General features: G+C 35.4%; 20 protein-coding genes, 1 pseudogene and 1 riboswitch. Of the genes and pseudogenes, 5 read left to right on the forward strand and 16 right to left on the reverse strand.

All coding sequences use genetic code 11. The features are described from left to right. Nucleotides 1-54: 54 nt before the first annotated feature. The 8 genes from CW357_RS11960 to CW357_RS11995 all read right to left on the reverse strand — a co-directional run bounded on the left by CW357_RS11960 (nucleotide 55) and on the right by CW357_RS11995 (nucleotide 6,947). Nucleotides 55-342 (reverse strand): helix-turn-helix domain-containing protein, encoded by a 288-nt coding sequence (locus CW357_RS11960; protein WP_124218172.1) that lies wholly within the window; start codon nucleotides 340-342, stop codon nucleotides 55-57. 243 nt (nucleotides 343-585) lie between these two features. Continuing rightward, on the reverse strand, nucleotides 586-939 hold the full coding sequence (locus CW357_RS11965; RefSeq protein WP_371684130.1) for a lysophospholipid acyltransferase family protein: 354 nt from the start codon (nucleotides 937-939) through the stop codon (nucleotides 586-588). Nucleotides 940-1,299: 360 nt separating this feature from the next. Beyond that, nucleotides 1,300-1,563: a hypothetical protein gene (locus CW357_RS11970; RefSeq protein WP_241155086.1), complete on the reverse strand. Its 264-nt coding sequence runs from the start codon at nucleotides 1,561-1,563 to the stop codon at nucleotides 1,300-1,302. A gap of 9 nt (nucleotides 1,564-1,572) precedes the next feature. Beyond that, nucleotides 1,573-2,448, reverse strand: a complete 876-nt coding sequence (locus CW357_RS11975; protein ID WP_124218173.1) for a DUF7662 domain-containing protein — start codon at nucleotides 2,446-2,448, stop codon at nucleotides 1,573-1,575. A gap of 130 nt (nucleotides 2,449-2,578) precedes the next feature. Continuing rightward, entirely contained in the window at nucleotides 2,579-3,631 is a 1,053-nt protein-coding gene (locus tag CW357_RS11980; protein WP_124218174.1) for a phosphotransferase family protein, read from the reverse strand. Between the two features lie 11 nt (nucleotides 3,632-3,642). Then, on the reverse strand, nucleotides 3,643-4,419 hold the full coding sequence (locus tag CW357_RS11985) for an SDR family oxidoreductase (RefSeq protein WP_124218175.1): 777 nt from the start codon (nucleotides 4,417-4,419) through the stop codon (nucleotides 3,643-3,645). Further along, on the reverse strand, nucleotides 4,419-5,651 hold the full coding sequence (locus CW357_RS11990) for an acyl-CoA dehydrogenase family protein (RefSeq protein WP_124218176.1): 1,233 nt from the start codon (nucleotides 5,649-5,651) through the stop codon (nucleotides 4,419-4,421). Before CW357_RS11990 ends, CW357_RS11985 begins: the two co-directional genes overlap by 1 nt. 249 nt (nucleotides 5,652-5,900) lie before the next feature. Then, nucleotides 5,901-6,947 carry an SEC-C metal-binding domain-containing protein gene (locus CW357_RS11995; protein ID WP_241155087.1) on the reverse strand — a complete coding sequence of 349 codons (1,047 nt, stop codon included), beginning with the start codon at nucleotides 6,945-6,947 and terminating at the stop codon, nucleotides 5,901-5,903. Nucleotides 6,948-7,100: 153 nt separating this feature from the next. On the opposite strand from CW357_RS11995, the gene CW357_RS12000 reads away from it, so the two are divergent. After that, the gene (locus CW357_RS12000) at nucleotides 7,101-7,574 is read left to right on the forward strand and encodes a VanZ family protein (protein WP_119416127.1); all 474 of its coding nucleotides are present in this window, start codon (nucleotides 7,101-7,103) and stop codon (nucleotides 7,572-7,574) included. 20 nt (nucleotides 7,575-7,594) lie between these two features. Here CW357_RS12000 and CW357_RS12005 read toward each other — a convergent pair whose 3' ends face one another. The 3 genes from CW357_RS12005 to CW357_RS12015 form a co-directional block, all read right to left on the reverse strand. Next, nucleotides 7,595-8,452 (reverse strand): putative RNA methyltransferase, encoded by an 858-nt coding sequence (locus CW357_RS12005; protein ID WP_124218177.1) that lies wholly within the window; start codon nucleotides 8,450-8,452, stop codon nucleotides 7,595-7,597. A 91-nt stretch (nucleotides 8,453-8,543) separates the two neighbouring features. Beyond that, nucleotides 8,544-9,917, reverse strand: coding sequence for an MATE family efflux transporter (locus tag CW357_RS12010; RefSeq protein ID WP_124218178.1), 1,374 nt, complete (start codon nucleotides 9,915-9,917; stop codon nucleotides 8,544-8,546). Between the two features lie 175 nt (nucleotides 9,918-10,092). Then, nucleotides 10,093-11,022 carry a 1,4-dihydroxy-2-naphthoate polyprenyltransferase gene (locus tag CW357_RS12015; protein ID WP_119416124.1) on the reverse strand — a complete coding sequence of 310 codons (930 nt, stop codon included), beginning with the start codon at nucleotides 11,020-11,022 and terminating at the stop codon, nucleotides 10,093-10,095. A gap of 176 nt (nucleotides 11,023-11,198) precedes the next feature. Between CW357_RS12015 and asnB the strand changes: the two genes are divergently transcribed. The 4 genes from asnB (at nucleotide 11,199) to CW357_RS12035 (ending at nucleotide 14,455) form a co-directional block, all read left to right on the forward strand. Continuing rightward, on the forward strand, nucleotides 11,199-13,037 hold the full coding sequence (gene asnB / locus CW357_RS12020) for an asparagine synthase (glutamine-hydrolyzing) (protein WP_119416123.1): 1,839 nt from the start codon (nucleotides 11,199-11,201) through the stop codon (nucleotides 13,035-13,037). 77 nt (nucleotides 13,038-13,114) lie between these two features. Continuing rightward, nucleotides 13,115-13,214: riboswitch (guanidine-I (ykkC/yxkD leader) on the forward strand. Between the two features lie 57 nt (nucleotides 13,215-13,271). Continuing rightward, nucleotides 13,272-13,610: a DMT family transporter gene (locus CW357_RS12025; RefSeq protein WP_119416122.1), complete on the forward strand. Its 339-nt coding sequence runs from the start codon at nucleotides 13,272-13,274 to the stop codon at nucleotides 13,608-13,610. Then, nucleotides 13,610-13,924: a DMT family transporter gene (locus CW357_RS12030; RefSeq protein WP_119416121.1), complete on the forward strand. Its 315-nt coding sequence runs from the start codon at nucleotides 13,610-13,612 to the stop codon at nucleotides 13,922-13,924. Before CW357_RS12025 ends, CW357_RS12030 begins: the two co-directional genes overlap by 1 nt. A 96-nt stretch (nucleotides 13,925-14,020) precedes the next feature. Then, nucleotides 14,021-14,455 carry a GNAT family N-acetyltransferase gene (locus CW357_RS12035; RefSeq protein WP_119416120.1) on the forward strand — a complete coding sequence of 145 codons (435 nt, stop codon included), beginning with the start codon at nucleotides 14,021-14,023 and terminating at the stop codon, nucleotides 14,453-14,455. A 37-nt stretch (nucleotides 14,456-14,492) separates the two neighbouring features. Here the strand turns inward: CW357_RS12035 and CW357_RS12040 are convergent, their stop codons facing one another. The 5 genes and pseudogenes from CW357_RS12040 to CW357_RS18600 form a co-directional block, all read right to left on the reverse strand. Continuing rightward, entirely contained in the window at nucleotides 14,493-15,365 is an 873-nt protein-coding gene (locus CW357_RS12040) for a DMT family transporter (RefSeq protein WP_124218181.1), read from the reverse strand. An 84-nt stretch (nucleotides 15,366-15,449) separates the two neighbouring features. Next, on the reverse strand, nucleotides 15,450-16,232 hold the full coding sequence (locus tag CW357_RS12045) for a tyrosine-protein phosphatase (RefSeq protein WP_233548085.1): 783 nt from the start codon (nucleotides 16,230-16,232) through the stop codon (nucleotides 15,450-15,452). A 114-nt stretch (nucleotides 16,233-16,346) separates the two neighbouring features. Next, on the reverse strand, nucleotides 16,347-16,769 hold the full coding sequence (locus CW357_RS12050) for a GyrI-like domain-containing protein (protein ID WP_119416119.1): 423 nt from the start codon (nucleotides 16,767-16,769) through the stop codon (nucleotides 16,347-16,349). Between the two features lie 53 nt (nucleotides 16,770-16,822). Continuing rightward, complete coding sequence (locus tag CW357_RS18285) at nucleotides 16,823-16,984, reverse strand: hypothetical protein (protein ID WP_158582362.1); 162 nt, start codon at nucleotides 16,982-16,984, stop codon at nucleotides 16,823-16,825. 123 nt (nucleotides 16,985-17,107) lie between these two features. Then, nucleotides 17,108-17,302, reverse strand: a pseudogene (locus CW357_RS18600) (hypothetical protein); the annotation flags it as partial. Nucleotides 17,303-17,329 lie beyond the last annotated feature (27 nt).

Here is a 17,329-nt window from a genome sequence, read left to right on the forward strand (position 1 = left end):
CACCTTGTTTGGTTTAAATAGACATCCTCTTTATCCTCTTTATACTTATCACAGCTATGTATTTGGCTGTTCCCTTAGGGTTTCTAAATGTTTCTCCGTAATCCCCAAAACCTCATACACCTTCTGTAGAGTAGTTTCCCTTACTTTACTGTCACCACGTTCCATACGGCTGACGGTTTTTTGTGTGACATTTGCACGCTCTGCCAACTCGGATTGTGTTAGTCCTACTGACATACGCTGTTTAAAAATAATTTGGCTACGCTTTTCTGCCATCATTTCTAAAGGAGATTTCTCCCTTTCAACATTATTATCTTCCTCTTCAAATAAATCTACAGAAACCATCCAACCACCCCTTAAAAGAAATTGTGTTCTACAGTATTCTTTTATTGCGCTATTTTTAATGTAATTGCACTTAGAGTAATATATTGACCTATCTTATTCAAAAATTATGTTATTGTTCTTCCTGGACAATTATTTCTTCTAGTTCCTCTTTTAAAGTAACTAATTGCTTCTTCCCCAAGTAAAGTGTAAATTTCTCCCTACCTTCTCTCCCTCTTGCTGCAACATAAAAAGGCTCTCCATATATTAAATAACACTTTTTACATGCAAGGACCTATTTTGATGTGTTTGGTCCTTATAAGCAGCTGGGACAATAGGCACTTTCACAGCGCTAGGTCCTGGATTTTCACAATCTATCGGAAAAGCATTCCTCTTTGTTTTAAACCACCCAAGTGGTTTATGATCAAAGAGTTGTTTCTTAGCCATAAAATGAATTGGTTTCGGGTAAATAGAAACACCTAGATTCAAAATATCAATCCATCCAATGTTACAAGCAATTACATAGCCACCCTCTGCTGGCAGATTATTCTTGTTATAAACTTTTAACTTATTAAATAAACCTAAAAGCTTTACAACAAATAGTCCTGCAAATCTATACAAATTCTTAAGAAATATAGCAAACCATCCTGTCTACTATATTCTCGCTTACTTAACATACATTTCACATACTTATTAATATCAAAAATAGACGACCTAATATTGAATCTATTCTCTACTTCCCTAATTTATATTGTAATCTAAATTTTTAAAATGTGTACCCAATGTACAAAATTTGTCTAAAAATAATTTGTTTTTTCAATTATTTTAAGTTAGAGAAGTAAAAATGGTATAATTTCGAGCATCAATTATAATTTATGTAGATAACTTGATGCGATTTCACTGGAGAAAATAGTGATAAATCCTTTAATATGTCTACTGTGGGTGGATAGATTCATGGATCACTGTTTTTTAAGAAAAAGCTTATTTGTATTTTGATTTTGTAGCTTCACTATCCGTTTTTGAAAGAAAGACCATTAGTGCAATTAAACTTATTATATTTAATAAAGTACCCCCAATTAGCAAAGCCCACTGCGTACTAAGCGGTATATCCTTTGTCACCGCAAAAGTAATACTAAGAGAACCAATAGCTATCAAAACGATATAAAGTGGTAACCCTTTAAACATTGTGATGCACCTCTTCCCTTTAACTTTTAAACTAATAGTATTACTTGTTGTATGAATCATCAATATTCATCAAGCATGAAGAGAATATTTGTCATCAATCACTTTTGGCAGTAATATAAGCTGAATATAACCAAGATACTGTTTGTACTTGTTTTCTATAATATTAAAAACCAATTCATCTGTCACAAAATAAAATTGTGTTGTTGCATTTGTTCTGCTTAGCAAATGACAATCCTGGAAGAACATACTACGTTGACTGGGTGTAAAATCGGAAGATGAAGCGGGTGGAGTGGTCTTTAAAACGGCTGCAATTTTCTCTCCAGTTGGCGCTAGCTCTTCAAGCATAAAAGTAAATTCATCTTGTTGTTTAACTTGAGAGTAACCTAATTTTAAATGATGCTTTTTAAGTAAAAATTCCTGCATCAATTGTGTTGCTAAATAGTTAACATCCTTTTCTACCTTTCTAAAAAGCCGGCGACATTCACAAAACACTTCAAATTGAGACAGCAAAGATTCCTCTGCAAAATGACGATAGCGATTTTCCTCAAAAAATTGCTGAGCAGCATCCAACTTCTCCGCAATTTTACATAAGGATTCACTTTCCTTAGGGTCTTCTGTAGGGATTGTCTTTGAAATAAGCGCTTCTCTAATAATCTTATTCTTCTTCTTTGTTAAAATTTCCTTCGATACTTTTACAAACTCAATGCAACGACCATATTGTATGGCATCTACACGAAAACCAGCTTCAATCCAAGCGGCCGCTTGAACATAAGTACCACTCTTTGTATTCCCCCACCAAGCTTGATACTTATAAGCAGATCTTGGTAATTTCGCATGTAAAATTTCTTCAATTTCATCAAATGTAAGTACTATATGATTTTCTTCCTGTTGTAATAGGTATTCATATAATGGATAATACTTTCCCCGCACACTATGTCCAGCCATCAAAATTACTCCTTCATAAATTCTAAGTTGCTTTATTTTAACATGATTGTACTAAAAATTCTAAATATTCTTTTTAAAAAAATAAAGGCAGACATATAACAGCGTCTACCTTTAGAATTTCCCAAGCTACTTATTTTTTTGTACTTGCTAAAGCTTGCAAAATTAGTACTTTTGCAAATTCACCCATATGAGCAAAGCGCTTATCTTTAGTTTGCCCTTTAAAATATCGGAAGTATATTTGCTGACAAATAACCGCTAACTTGAAATAGGCAAATGTCAAATAATAATGTATATTCGATACATCCCTTCCACTCTTTTCGGCATAGCGTTCTATAAACTGTTGTCTCGTATAAAAGCCTTCTTGCGTCGTAATTGGAGGCTCTCCCAACCCATACAACATCATTTTAGGATCATCTGGTTGCATCCAATAACTAAGTGCTGCACCTAAATCTGCTAACGGATCTCCAACTGTGGTCATTTCCCAATCAAAAAGTCCTACCATTTCTTGATAATCCTCTGAAAACATAGCATTATTCAATTTATAATCATAATGAATAATCGTAGATTCGCCAGATTGCGGTATACGATTTCGAAGCCACTCTGTAACTTCCACGACTTCTTGAATATCTTCAATTTTTGCTGATTCGTATCGGCCAATCCAACCCTGCACTTGACGTTCCATAAAACCTTCTGGCTTTACCATATCTACTAAAGCCGTTTTTCTGTAATCAATTGAGTGTAATTGAACAAGTTTATCGACCATTATATCAGAGACTAGCTGAGCTTTTTTTGCTTCATCAGCTGTGCCTATAGGGAAATCTGTATCCAAAACAATCCCATGACGTCTTTCCATCACAAAAAACGGACTTCCAATAATGGTCTTATCTGCTGTAAAAACAAGTGGTTTTGGACATGTCGGAAATACTTGATGTATCGATTCTAAAACTCGGAACTCCCTTTCCATATCATGAGCCTTTGCCGCTACAGGACCAAGTGGCGGCCGTCTAAGTACAGCCTCCCATGAACCTATTTTCAAATCATAAGTTAAATTCGAGTGACCGGCTCCAAACTGGAGAATTTCGATCGGTTCTTTTGGTAAGTTTTCAATTGACTCTTGCAAAAACTGATATAATCTAGCAGAATCTAATTCTTCACCCTCACGAACAATAATTGTCTCAGACATGCTTATCCCCCTTATATTACCGCGGTCATCCCACCATCAACTCGAATAATATCACCCGTTACATAATCTGAAGCCTTGGATGCCAGAAATACTGCTACACCTTTTAAATCTTCATCTGATCCTAGCCTTGCTAAAGGTGTGGCCTTCATAATATAATCTTGTCCTCTTTCAATCACAACTTTCGACATTTTCGTCGGGAAGAATCCAGGCGCAATTGCATTTACATTAATATTGTACTGTCCCCACTTTGCAGCTAAATCTTTTGTTAACGTTATTACGGCTCCTTTACTTGCATTGTAGCCTACCGTGTCTAAAAAATCTGGATGAGTACCGTTTAGTCCAGCGACAGATGAAACGTTAATGATTTTACCTGATTGTTGTTTAATCATTTCACGACCAACTGCTTGGCTCATTAAAAAAGTCCCTGTTAAATTTACATCAATAACTTTTTTCCAAGCCTCCACAGGCATATCAACTGCTGGTGTTCCCCAAGTTGCTCCACTATTATTTACTAGAATATCAATACGACCAAATTGTTGGATGACTTTTTCTACTAATTTTTCAACATCCTCTTGCTTTGTCACATCACATGCTAAGCCTATTGCTTCAACACCAAGTGACGTTAGCTCTTGTGCCTTTTCCACGCAAGTTTCCTGTTTGCGAGAACAAAGAACTACATTTGCTCCTGCTTCTGCAAAACCTTCAGCAATTTGTGCGCCTAACCCTTGGCCTCCACCTGTCACAATTGCCGTTTTTCCTCGTAGATTAAACAAGTCGAATACAGTCATCACACTCTCTCCTTTACTTTTGGTTGATGTTTTTTTAGCTCCATTTTTGCAATCTGATTGCGATGTACTTCATCTGGTCCATCAGCCAAGCGTAATGTACGAGAATTTGCCCATTGCGTAGCTAATGTAAAATCAGAACTTATACCTGCAGCACCAAATGCTTGAATAGCTCGGTCAATTACACGTAAAGCCATATTGGGAGCTGTTACTTTAATCATGGCAATCTCAGCCTTTGCTTCTCTATTGCCCACTGTATCCATCATATAAGCGGCCTTTAATGTTAGTAATCGCGCTTGTTCAATATCAATTCGAGATTCCGCAATTCTTTCACGCATAACACCTTGCTCGCTCAACTTACGGTGAAATGCCGTCCGTTCTTGTACACGAATACACATTTCTTCAAGTGCACGCTCAGCAGCACCTATTAATCGCATACAATGATGTATTCTCCCTGGACCTAGGCGACCTTGAGCAATAGCAAAGCCTTTACCTTCTCCCCATAGAATATTTTCTAACGGTACACGTACATCCGTAAATGTTATTTCTGCATGACCTTCAGGCGCATGGTCATAGCCAAATACCGATAACATCCGTTCAACTTTGACCCCCGGTGTATCCATGGGAACTAGTATCATCGATTGTTGCTCATGAAGCGGGGCAGTTGTCCCTTTATGTTTTCCCATGAAAATAGCAACTTTACAACGCGGATCTCCACCTCCTGTAGTCCACCACTTATGACCATTTAATATATATTCATCACCATCTCGTTCAATACTTGCCTCAATATTCGTTGCATCACTTGAAGCAACTGCTGGTTCTGTCATCGCAAAACAAGAGCGTATTTCCCCTCTTAATAGAGGTTCAAGCCATTGTTTCTTTTGCTGTGCTGTACCATAACGTTCTAATACTTCCATATTGCCTGTATCAGGAGCATTACAGTTGAAAATTTCTGGTGCAATAAGTGAACGCCCCATAATTTCACAAAGTGGAGCATATTCCAAATTCGTTAATCCTGCACCATATTCACTATCTGGTAAAAATAAATTCCATAATCCTTGCTCTTGTGCTTTTTTCTTTAGCTCCTCCATAATTGGTGGGATACTAGAAAACCCAGTCTCTTGTTGTTTCAATTGTTCTGCATATACAACCTCATTTGGATATACATACTCCTCCATAAATGCTGTTAGTTTTTCTTGGAGTGCAACCACTTTGTTTGAATACGAAAAATTCATATCATTCTCCCCCTTTAAACTAGTAATCCCCTAATACTAGTGACAAAACTCCCTAAAAATGAATGGTCATTCATATTTATAATATATTTTAACAAATATAAAATCAATACATTAAATAGATATTTATTGATTTTAAGAGAATTTAAGTAGAATTTTTTATTAGGAACTTTTTTACATCCATTAAATTGAACAAAAGAAAAAAACGTAAGAATAGCCCATTAGCATTCTTACGTTTTTAGATGATTAAAATTAAGCCCTTTTTTCAGCGTAGTATTCTTTTAATTCATTATAATATTTGTTCAATGAAGAAGTGGAAACACCGAATTCTTCAGCTAAGTCTTTGACCGTGATTTCTAAGGGTTCAAACAATCCAACTTCTCCTCCAAAGCGAATAGCACCTGCTGCAATTGCAACTGCTTTACGTGCTTTCGGTTGTCGTTCCACAACATAATCTTCCACAACTTCTACTATTTCTTTTGGATTCCGATTATGTGCTTCTAAAAATTCAAGAACTTTCAAGAACACATCCGCCTCAAAATCAGTAAATTCTCCGCCTTCAAATCCGTGCTCACCTAGGTCTTTCCAGAAACTTAGTGAATGGTCTTTCCAGAATCCTTCTTCGTCTAATTGATGCTGTTCTTTATATTCAGTAGCTAGTTTTTCGAATACTTCCTGATGATCTTTTGGGAAGAAAATCATACTAGATACAGCTAAGTAATGGCTTTCTTTGTTTGAACCATCTGGTAATTTAAAGCAGAATACATGAACATCAACAGGAATCGGCTTATCACCTTCACGACGTAAGTGAACCACTTCATCTGTTAAAATATTTTGTACAACCATATACTCTTCTTCTACATCAATAACTTTAGCAACCATCATCGTTGGATGATCCCAAGTATTAAGTACTGCTAATGTCGATGGTCTTACAGTTTCTTTTTTTGTCTTTTGTAAATAGCCTGTCCAAATATCGGTTCTTTCATGGAAAAAGAAAGCATCCATTGCAACTGCTTCAATCATATCTTCCACTAAATATGCTCCAACAGCCTTTTGCCATTTATCTGCAACTTCACCGTAAGCTCTGTAGTCTTTTCTTAACGGATAGACATCATAGAATGTCTGTAAAACCCGTTCAAGTTCTTCTGCATATACCTCTTCAACTGTAACTGCTTCTTTTAAGGCACAGCATTTTTTGTACTTTTTACCACTACCGCATGGACATGGATCATTACGTCCTGGCATTTTAACACGTCCTTTATTTTTAAGTGCTGTATAAGCATAACATGTTTCTTTCATTATCAAAAGTTACTGATTGATGGAGTTACAACCCGACCTCATGGCAAATAACCCTTTTTCTACCCTTAAATTATTAGAAAGATTTACTTATAGAACCTTTACTTTTACTAAATAATCAATGAAAACTTTGCGTATGTGTGGTACGGTTTATTTATGAAAAAATTTATTCCTTTAATCATTTTATTGTTGGTTATTTTTATCTCATCAAGTCAAACGTATGAGCAACAATCTATTGTTCCTACATTAGAAACATATTTTCCAAGTAAACCCCTTGAACCACTTCTATCAAAATTACATTTTCATTATTACGGGATGGAAATCTCTGTAGAATCAAGAGGCTACTATTACTTTTTAGAATTTCTAATTCGAAAAGCAGCACATTTCGTTACATTTGGTGCAATCGGAATAGCCATTTTACTAGCACTATCCAACTTCAAACAACGAATACTTATTTCTATATTAATGTCATTTCTATTTGCAATAATGGATGAAACACATCAATATTTCACCTCAGGTAGATCAGCCTCTTTTCAAGATGTTTTGTTAGATACTTCGGGTGCTATTACATTTATAGTAATCTTTATATTTATTAGAAAGCTCATACGAAAAAAGCCCACAAAAGCGTAATTCTTTTGTGGACTTTTTATTTATACTTTACCAATTAGTATATCTAAATCAATCGTGATTTCTTTAACTTTAGTCTGATCAATATCAGCTACTTGGTGCCACCCCATTGGCGTCATGTGCAATAACATAGGTACAAGCTCTTCATTGATGGCGACTGTTTGAGTAATTCTTTGCACAGTAACGTTACTAAAGTTTTCTTTAAATCGTTCTACTGTATGATTGTTTGAATAAGACTCTTTATCTGAATCAGCAAAAAACAATTCACGTAGTTGGTGAAGATATCCACTTTGCGGTACTACTTTTACCACACAGCCATTGGGACTTAAAAGCCGTCGGAATTCCTTATAATTTGCTGGGGATAAAATATTTAAGATCACATCAAAGCTAGACTTTTGGAATGGGCTTTTTGCTAAATCTCCTACACACCAAATCATCTCTTCATAGTTTCTTCCAGCAGTAATAATACCTTCTTTTGCAATATCAATTCCTGCTGAGACCATTTGCAGACCTATTGCATCTTCAAACTTTTGTTTAATCTTTGCTAAATGAGAACCCTCACCACAACCAGTATCTAGAACTTTGATATCTTGTTTAAATGTTAGTAATAATTCTACTATAGCTTGATGTAAAGGTGCATAAAGACCGCTTCCTATAATTTGCTTTCGTGCTTCAAACAAATCTTTGCCGTACATGGATGTAGCGGCGTGCGTCATAAAATTTACATATCCTTGTTTTGCGATATCAAATGTATGATGATTTTCACATGTCACTACACATTCGTCAGTCACTTCCATTTTCTCATGGCAAACAGGACAAGCAAAGATTGCTTGTTGTTCTCTCATATAATTTGCACTTGCTACCTTTCTCGATAATCCCATGAAAACACCTCGTTTAAACTTCTCTTTCATTAGTATATAACTTACTTTTCTTTGTAGACATATCTTTTAGATATCGATGAAGTACTTTCTACTAGTGTTCCACTTTGTTTGGCGATACAAGTGCATAACGTTCCCACTTGCGGCTCTTCCACCTAAAGAATACAAGTATAGCACGGCACCACTCATCTGCAGCAATCGCAAGCCAAACTCCAACAAGACCTAGATGCAAATGGAAGACTAAGAAGTAACCCAATGTTAAACTCATACACACCATTGAGAAGAAGCCAATCACAACCGGATATTTTGCATCTCCCGCTGCTCGCAACGTGTTAATAATAGTAATATTAAATGTTCTCCCTGTCTCCAGTAAAACACTTAAAAGCAAAACAGAAGTCCCGATTTTAATCACTTCAGGATTGTCTGTGAATATTCTCATCAATGGGTACCTGAAAATCATAACAAAAACTACCATCACGAGAGTAAAAGAAATTGCCCATTTCACACTAGTCCATAGTTGTTCATAAGCATCATCTTTTCGATTGGCTCCAACATACCGGCCAACAATAATTGCTGTACCAGAACCAATTGCCATAGCAAATAGATATGTAAACATCGAAATATTATAAGCATATTGTCGAGCAGCTAATGCTTCTGAACCTAAAAAAGTAACATAATATAAGAACGTAATTTGACATCCCTGATAGAGCACTTGCTCAAGAGCAGAAGGAATTCCAATCGCCAAGATTTTCTTAATATATTCCTTTGGTAAAGCTAAATAATATTTGAAGTCAATTCGAAATTCTAGAGCCTGATACAGTAACCAGAAGAAAATCGCAAGTGCGATGACACGACTAATAACTGAAGAAATTGCTGCACCCTGAACACCCAATTCAGGAAAACCAAATTTCCCGAAGATTAAAATATAGTTTCCGACAATATGTAGTACATTCATCGCTACAGATACATACATCGTTTGCCTAGTCCAACCATGTACACGTACAATGGCTGCTGCTGCATTGATCAATGCCTGTAGGAATATTCCACCACCAATAATTGCTAGATATTTATCTGCATAAGTCAGTACATCACCTTGCAAATTCATGGCAAGCATCATTTGCTTTGAAAAGAGCACAAAAAATGTACTTAATACCAATCCAATAACAAGATTCATCGAAATAGCAACAGCTGCAATCTTGGGAACCTCTTCGTATCTTTTAGAACCTAAATATTGTGCCACCACAATCGACGCACCGTTACCAATCACTTCTAATATTAATATTGTTATATGAATAAATTGATTGGCCGCACCTACACCTGCCACTGCATCATCTGCTAAAGCACTAAGCATGAATGTATCTGCTACACCCATCAATGTAAATAAAAATACTTCTAAAAAAATGGGCCATGTTAAATGGAATAAGCTTAATTTTTCTTTAGAACCGTTTCTTTTCATTACTTGTTCCATGTCATCGCCTTTCTTTCTTTATTGAATTTTGAAACAATGTGTGTATCGTATCCTATCCTACTACGCTATCGAATATGAAAAAAATTCGCCGAATACTCGACGAATTTAAAAGTACATACTTCAAAAAAGTTCTTATTTTTACTACATGAAAGCGTTTAAAGAAATCCACCAATTTTTATGCAAAAAAGTAACTTAAAATTAGACCTACTGAAGATAATAAACCATAAAATGTGTTTGTCATTGCCGTTGACTTCATAGCAAGTCCTAATTTCGCTGGTTCTTTTTCTCCCTCTTTAAAGCTTTTAATAGCAGTGATAGGCTTAGGAATACTGATAAATACCACCAGTAGCCATGGACTTACAATTCCCATTATGATTAAAACAACCATCCATGCATATGCAATCACAAAAGATAGTCCTAATAGATTAATAGCATTTTCTCTACCTACAAGAATCGCTAAAGTTTTTCTACCACCGAGAGTATCCTCTTTTATATCTCGAATATTATTAGACATATTGATACCGCCTACTAAAATACCGACCGGAATCGATACAAGAAGGCTTGTCATGCTAATACTTCCAGCTTGGATAAAATAAGATATTAATACAAATGCAAATCCCATACTAAGGCCAGCGAATAATTCACCAAATGGAGTATATGCAATCGGATACGGTCCTCCAGTATACAAGTAACCAATTGCCATCCCTACTACGCCAATAGCTACAAGCCACCAACTACTACTCATACAAATATAAATGCCAAGAATAACAGCAATTGCATATAATAGTAAGGCAAAATTTAATACGGTTTGAGGTTTTGTGCCATGTCGTACTAATGCCCCACCAATTCCAACAGATTCAGCTGTATCTAATCCTCGTTTAAAATCGTAGTATTCGTTAAATAAGTTGGTTGCAATTTGGAGGCATAGACAGCATACAAGCATAGCAATAAATAATATCCAGTTGATTTGGACATCAAACATTGCAAGTACTGTCCCCAAAATTACAGGCGAAAATGTTGCCGTTAAAGTATGCGGACGCGTTAATTGCCACATCAGCTTTGCTGTACTAATCTCCTCTATTTGTTGATTACGATTGTTACTCATAATCTACTTCCTTTCAATCTTTATCTACAACTATTCTATATTAACTGATTTTTTTCATTCGTGCCAAAAATGCTTCTTCATAAATTTCCAAACATCCTCTAATTTTTATGCCACTTTTAATGATTTTTACATATAATGCAGAATGAAAAATCAATAAGATTTAAGGATGTGATCATATGTGCGGAATTACTGGTTGGTGTGATTTAAAAAAAGACTTAACAACACAATTACCCTTATTACATACAATGACAAACACACTACAAAAAAGGGGCCCTGATGCAGATGGCATTTGGTGTGATGGACCAATTGCATTTGGTCATCAACGTTTAGCCATCATCGATCTTGAAGGTGGAAAGCAGCCAATGACTTATGAAAAAAGCGGTCATCATTATACCATTACGTATAATGGTGAACTGTATAACACAGATGATTTACGAAATGAATTGATCCAAAGAGGCTATCATTTTCAAACAACTTCTGATACGGAAGTGTTACTCGTTTCATATATCGAATGGCGCGAAGAATGCGTAGATAAGATTAACGGTATTTTCGCCTTTGGTATATGGGACTCTACAGAAAAAAGTTTATTTTTAGTACGTGACCGACTAGGTGTAAAGCCTCTATATTACAGTGACATACAACATCAATTATTATTTGCCTCGGAGATAAAAGCATTACTTGCCCACCCGGATATCCCCGCGACTGTTGGTTATGAAGGATTAGCTGAACTATTTGGCGTAGGTCCTTCCCACACACCTGGTAAAACTATCTACAAACATATTAAAGAGCTACGTCCAGGACATTTCCTAAAATATGACGTAAATGGTCTAAAAATAAATCGTTATTGGAATGTTACAAGTAAAGTCCATGAAGATACTTTTGATGAAACTGTCGAAAAGGTACGCCATTTAGTTGTAGATGCTGTCGAACGACAGCTAGTATCAGATGTACCAATTTGTACATTGCTATCTGGTGGCCTCGATTCAAGTATTATCACTGCAATCGCTGCAAATAAGTTCAAAGGAACGGACAAATCACCCCTCCATACTTATTCTATTAACTACGAAGACAATGCACAATTTTTCAAAGCTAATGATTTTCAACGATCAGATGATACTTTCTGGATTAACAAAATGTCTGAAACTTTCCAAACAATTCATCACTCTGAAGTCATCTTACAAGAAACTTTGATCAAAGAACTTACAGAATCCGTTTATGCAAAAGATATGCCTGGAATGGCCGATATCGATTCATCTTTACTATGGTTTAGTAAACAAATTAAAAAGAACTTTAAAGTAAGCTTATCTGGTGAATGCGCAGATGAAATTTTCGGTGGATACCCTTGGTTTTTTGCTAAAGAAACAGAAGGATTCCCTTGGATGCGATCTACAAAAGAGCGGATTGAGTTACTAAGACCTGAGTGGCGTCAAAAATTGAATATTGAAGATTATGTACAACAAGCCTATGAAACAGCTAGAAAAGAAACACCTATTCTAGAAAATGAATCGCTTGCTGATGCAAAAAGAAGAGAATTGTTTTACTTGAATATGACTTGGTTTATGCCTACTCTATTGGACCGAAAAGATCGTACGACTATGCGTGCAGGGCTTGAAGTACGTGTGCCTTTTGCTGATCACCATCTTGTCGAATATGTGTGGAATATTCCCTGGGAAATCAAAAATTGCGGAAATATGGAGAAAGGTGTCCTTAGAAAAGCAATGGAGGATATATTACCGTCTGAAGTACTTTATCGCAAAAAAAATCCATATCCAAAAACACATAATCCTGCATATACAGAAGGAGTAGGAAAATGGCTTTCTTCTATTTTAGAGGACAAAAACTCCGTACTTCTCGAATTCTTTAACAAAGAACAATTAGATTCGCTTATTGAATCAGGTGGAGCATCTTTTTCCGCACCATGGTTTGGTCAATTAATGACAGGTCCACAATTACTTGCCTATTTAATACAGACTCATCTCTGGTTCGAAGAATATAATATTAATTTAGTTAAATAAGTATCACCACCACAATATCAAAGAGAGTTTTGTTGAAACAAATCGTCTCATTTGCTAAGATAATATCAACTTAATAACACAATGATTTCTAGGGTTCCGTAAGCACTGCTTGGTCTGGTCCAAGAGAAATCACATAGCATATATGCTATGCCACGGAAGGATAAAAGCCTGGGAGATTACTGATTCGTTCAGTTTTCTCTTAGGCTTTTTTTATGTAGGAAGGAATGGTAAAAGATGAAAAAACAATGGTTGATTGTACTACTAGCTGTATTATTTGAAATTTTATGGGTAGTTGGTTTAAAACACTCCCATAACGTTTGGGCTTGGGGAGGAACTGCTTTTGCTGTAGTTTTCACTTTCTATCTTTTGTTGCTTGCCGGTCGATTTTTACCTGTCGGAACGGTCTATACCGTCTTTACAGGTCTCGGGACTGCAGGCACAGTCATCGTAGGTATTCTCTTTTTTGGGGAATCAATCAGCTTAGCAAAGGTCTTACTATTAATACTTTTATTGACGGGTGTTATTGGCTTGAAAGCAATCACTACAAAAGGCCAAAAGGAAGGTGAAGTCTAATGGCTTGGTTGGCTATTATCATTGCCGGTTTGGGAGAAGTTTTTGGTGTAGCTATGATGAATCGCTGGCAAGAAAAACGAACTCTCTCTACTATTATATTTTTGATTGTTAGCTTTGGTTTAAGTCTTATGCTATTGTCTTTTGCGATGAAAACTATTCCTATGGGCACTGCATACGCTATTTGGACTGGTATTGGTACTTCAGGTGGTGCGATAATCGGAATGTTATTCTTTGGAGAATCAAAAGAATGGAAACGTATTATGTTCATCTGTATGATTTTATTTGCAGCAATCGGTTTAAAACTTATTTCATAAAGACGTATATCTATTACTCTACTTTCAAACATTTTTCATATATAATATGCAATATTATAGACCTGTTATTGAATATCAGAAGAAAGAGGGAATTTCATGAAAGTTTTTGAAATTACAACTCAAGAGGATTTACAAAGAGAGTTTAAAATTCGCATGAAGGTATTTGTAGAAGAACAAAAGGTCCCTAAAGAAGAAGAAATCGATTCTTACGATCATCTTGGTGGGGAATGCTATCACTTTCTTGTTACAACAGATGAAAACCAAGCAATTGGCACTGGACGAGTTAGACTTGTTGACGGTATTGGTAAACTGCAACGTGTGGCTGTACTTAAAGAATATCGTTCACATGGAGTCGGTCGTATCATCATTCAAGCATTAGAAGATAAGGCCAAGAAACTTGGTGCCTCTAAAGTAAAACTTGACGGACAGTTACAAGCTCAAGGTTTTTATGAAAAATTAGGATATGAAGTTAAGTCTGGTATCTTCCTTGATGCAGGTATTGAACATGTATTAATGGTTAAAGAAGTTTAAATAATTAGGACACTTAAGGAAAAGCTAAGTGTCCTAATTATTCTAAAGCAGTTCGGTTTGGCTTCCATAAAGTAAAAATAATACCTCCGAATATGAATACAATTCCAAGTGTTTGCCACATGGTAGGTCTAAAATCCAATATTAAAATATCAAGTAAAATAGCAACAACAGGATCCACAAATACTAACGCCGAAGTAATAACTGTCGGCAAATTACGTAAGCTATCAAAGAATAGATAATATACTATACCTGTATGTATCAATCCCGTTCCTAAAATATAAAACCAATTCCATTTAGTTAGCCCATCGAAAACTGAAAAATCCATAAAAGGCAATAACATTACAATACCAATAATCGTCTGAATAAAAGTCATCGCATATGCACTTAAATGTGTAATTCCTTTACCAACTATCATCGTCATTGCATAACAAAAAGCTGATAGAATCGCCCATACAAAGCCTGAATTAAAGAATGTTTCAATCGATGTAAACTGTTCTATCCCTATGATGAATATACTTCCTAAAAAACAAACAGCTACGGCAATTGCAGAACCTACTGACATCTTCTCTTTCAAGAATAAACTACCTAAAATCAGTACAAAAATAGGTGCTAAATTGTAAATAGAAATAGCGACTGATATCGACATTTCATTGAATGCTTTAAATAAAAAAACCCAATTCATAACTAAAAAAACGCCACATAACATCGTTTGTAAAACTTCTTTACGCGACCACTTTTCCGTTTTATAACTACCGGTAAAGAACCACACCCCAGATAGAAATAACGTCGCACAAATACATCGTATGAAAACCAATTCTTCTGCCGGGATACCTGTATTCACTGTGAAAAATCCGATAGATCCGAATATGGCCATTGCGAGTGTCATCTTCAACATTGCATTTATATTCAATCTCATAAATCCTTCCTAAATCCAAATTATTAGATATATCATAACACTTTTAGAAAATATAAAATATTTAAAATTTAAGTTGTCTTATTCAAGGTAATAATGTTGCAACTTTTGGCGTTTCGAAAAATCCAAGCCATATTCTTCTTCAAAGAAACGATTTTCATCTCCATATTTTTCATCAATGGCTTGAAATACTGCTTCCAAATATCTTTCTTTCGCACTCATGATATCTCCAAATCGACGCATTTCTGTTTCATTTAAATGCTTAGTTAATATCGGTATCATTGCATCTCTCATTGGTTTCATATAATCATTTGTCAATAGATAATCGGCTAATATTAGATTTCGTGGAACACCCAACGCCAATAATATTAATGCCCCTCCTACTCCTGTACGATCTTTTCCTGCAGCACAATGATGTAAAATCCCAAGCCGGTCTGGCTCTTGAATAATCTCTATTAGTTTTTGATAAGAAGGATTGTTAAAGGCTAATTGACTATACATCTCAGTGAAAATATCTGCATTGATACGCTCTAAAAACTTTTTGTTATCTATATCCTTTAATGTAACCGATGGCATTTTAATTCCATCATTTCTCTTCGCAGGAATACGAATATTGGCCACATCTTTAAACGTCGGATCGGGCTTTGCAATAGCTTCATCATCATCTCGATAATCAAAAATTGTGCGAATGCCTAATGATTCTAAAAGGGCTTTATCTTTATCGGTCATTCTAGACAAATCACCTGAACGATAAAATATCCCCTTCTTTACTCTCCTTCCATCACTGGTCTCATAGCCACCCATATCTCTAAAATTCATCACTTTTTCAAAAGAAAGATTGTACGACTTATCCTTATTTGCCAAATATATTCCCTCCCATTAATCAAAATAATATCCTTTTAAGATAGATTAACAGAATTGCATTCAAAAATAAAAACCACAGAGGTATACTGTGGCTTTTATTTCAAGAATCAATAATTATTCAATTGGTATCCAAATTTCAATTTCACTTTTCTCTGTTCCATCTTTTTCATGAAACTTTTCAAAGCATGGCGCATGTCGGAATTTAATCCCCTTAACATTCAATAATGCTTCAATGCTTGCTGGGATTCCTTCAACACCATTCTCTACTATGCCGACAAGATACCGTCCTGCCGCAACTAATACTTGGTCTGTATCACTCAATCCTTTTGCGGCATTAGATACTATTCCTGCTATATAATGATAACCTTCGTCGTCCATTGATATATATACGCCATATTTAATTTTCGGGTGAATATTTGATTTTTTTAATTCTGCCTCAAGTTTCTTCCATTGAATTGGTAGGTCTTCTTTTTGACCGTTTATAATTGCGTATCCTTTTACGATAAAACCTTCAATCTCTTCAAATCTCGCGAACATCTTGTCACCTCATACCGACGCTTTTCAAAGATGGAGCTCTTTCCAAAATTCATTCACTTATATTCCTTATTAGGTAACAGCAAGACACCAACTCCAAAAGCAATAATCCCAACGTAAAGAATATATTTAAATATGTCAGAATCCACTATTCCTAGTGGATGTGCTAATCCTAATACTAATAAGATTAATCCAAAATAAAACACAAATACCCTCATTGGAATCTCACTCCTTTACGTATTAGCATTTCTATAGTCTAATTACTGCATAAAGCAGATTTCATAATGTTACTATTCCCTAATTTCTAAAAAACACACGATTATTAACTCAGCATCATCCATTTATTTTTTTAGATGATATGGTACTGTGATTAATACAACGTCTTTTCGATATAATAAGGATGTTCGTATTAACAGACTCGATTGGTTATGCAATATATTATGCCAACCTTTCTTAGGTATAAATTGAGGAATAACAATAGAAACTTGACGATTTTCTTGTTTTGTCTTGCGCTCAATTTTATCGATTACTTTGGTTCTATACTAATTGTTGGGGTTGTCAAA

Origin of the sequence: Rummeliibacillus sp. TYF005 (genome assembly GCF_003844195.1) — a bacterium.
GTDB lineage: Bacteria > Bacillota > Bacilli > Bacillales_A > Planococcaceae > Rummeliibacillus.

What these genes read in the sequence shown, in the direction of transcription:
- CW357_RS11960 (WP_124218172.1), bottom strand. Translation starts at nt 342, where the DNA reads ATGGTTTCTGTAGATTTATTTGAAGAGGAAGATAATAATGTTGAAAGG.
- CW357_RS11970 (WP_241155086.1), bottom strand. Translation starts at nt 1,563, where the DNA reads ATGATTCATACAACAAGTAATACTATTAGTTTAAAAGTTAAAGGGAAG.
- CW357_RS11975 (WP_124218173.1), bottom strand. Translation starts at nt 2,448, where the DNA reads ATGGCTGGACATAGTGTGCGGGGAAAGTATTATCCATTATATGAATAC.
- CW357_RS11980 (WP_124218174.1), bottom strand. Translation starts at nt 3,631, where the DNA reads ATGTCTGAGACAATTATTGTTCGTGAGGGTGAAGAATTAGATTCTGCT.
- CW357_RS11985 (WP_124218175.1), bottom strand. Translation starts at nt 4,419, where the DNA reads ATGACTGTATTCGACTTGTTTAATCTACGAGGAAAAACGGCAATTGTG.
- CW357_RS11990 (WP_124218176.1), bottom strand. Translation starts at nt 5,651, where the DNA reads ATGAATTTTTCGTATTCAAACAAAGTGGTTGCACTCCAAGAAAAACTA.
- CW357_RS11995 (WP_241155087.1), bottom strand. Translation starts at nt 6,947, where the DNA reads ATGAAAGAAACATGTTATGCTTATACAGCACTTAAAAATAAAGGACGT.
- CW357_RS12000 (WP_119416127.1), top strand. Translation starts at nt 7,101, where the DNA reads ATGAAAAAATTTATTCCTTTAATCATTTTATTGTTGGTTATTTTTATC.
- CW357_RS12005 (WP_124218177.1), bottom strand. Translation starts at nt 8,452, where the DNA reads ATGGGATTATCGAGAAAGGTAGCAAGTGCAAATTATATGAGAGAACAA.
- CW357_RS12010 (WP_124218178.1), bottom strand. Translation starts at nt 9,917, where the DNA reads ATGGAACAAGTAATGAAAAGAAACGGTTCTAAAGAAAAATTAAGCTTA.
- CW357_RS12015 (WP_119416124.1), bottom strand. Translation starts at nt 11,022, where the DNA reads ATGAGTAACAATCGTAATCAACAAATAGAGGAGATTAGTACAGCAAAG.
- asnB (WP_119416123.1), top strand. Translation starts at nt 11,199, where the DNA reads ATGTGCGGAATTACTGGTTGGTGTGATTTAAAAAAAGACTTAACAACA.
- CW357_RS12025 (WP_119416122.1), top strand. Translation starts at nt 13,272, where the DNA reads ATGAAAAAACAATGGTTGATTGTACTACTAGCTGTATTATTTGAAATT.
- CW357_RS12030 (WP_119416121.1), top strand. Translation starts at nt 13,610, where the DNA reads ATGGCTTGGTTGGCTATTATCATTGCCGGTTTGGGAGAAGTTTTTGGT.
- CW357_RS12035 (WP_119416120.1), top strand. Translation starts at nt 14,021, where the DNA reads ATGAAAGTTTTTGAAATTACAACTCAAGAGGATTTACAAAGAGAGTTT.
- CW357_RS12050 (WP_119416119.1), bottom strand. Translation starts at nt 16,769, where the DNA reads ATGTTCGCGAGATTTGAAGAGATTGAAGGTTTTATCGTAAAAGGATAC.
- CW357_RS18285 (WP_158582362.1), bottom strand. Translation starts at nt 16,984, where the DNA reads ATGAGGGTATTTGTGTTTTATTTTGGATTAATCTTATTAGTATTAGGA.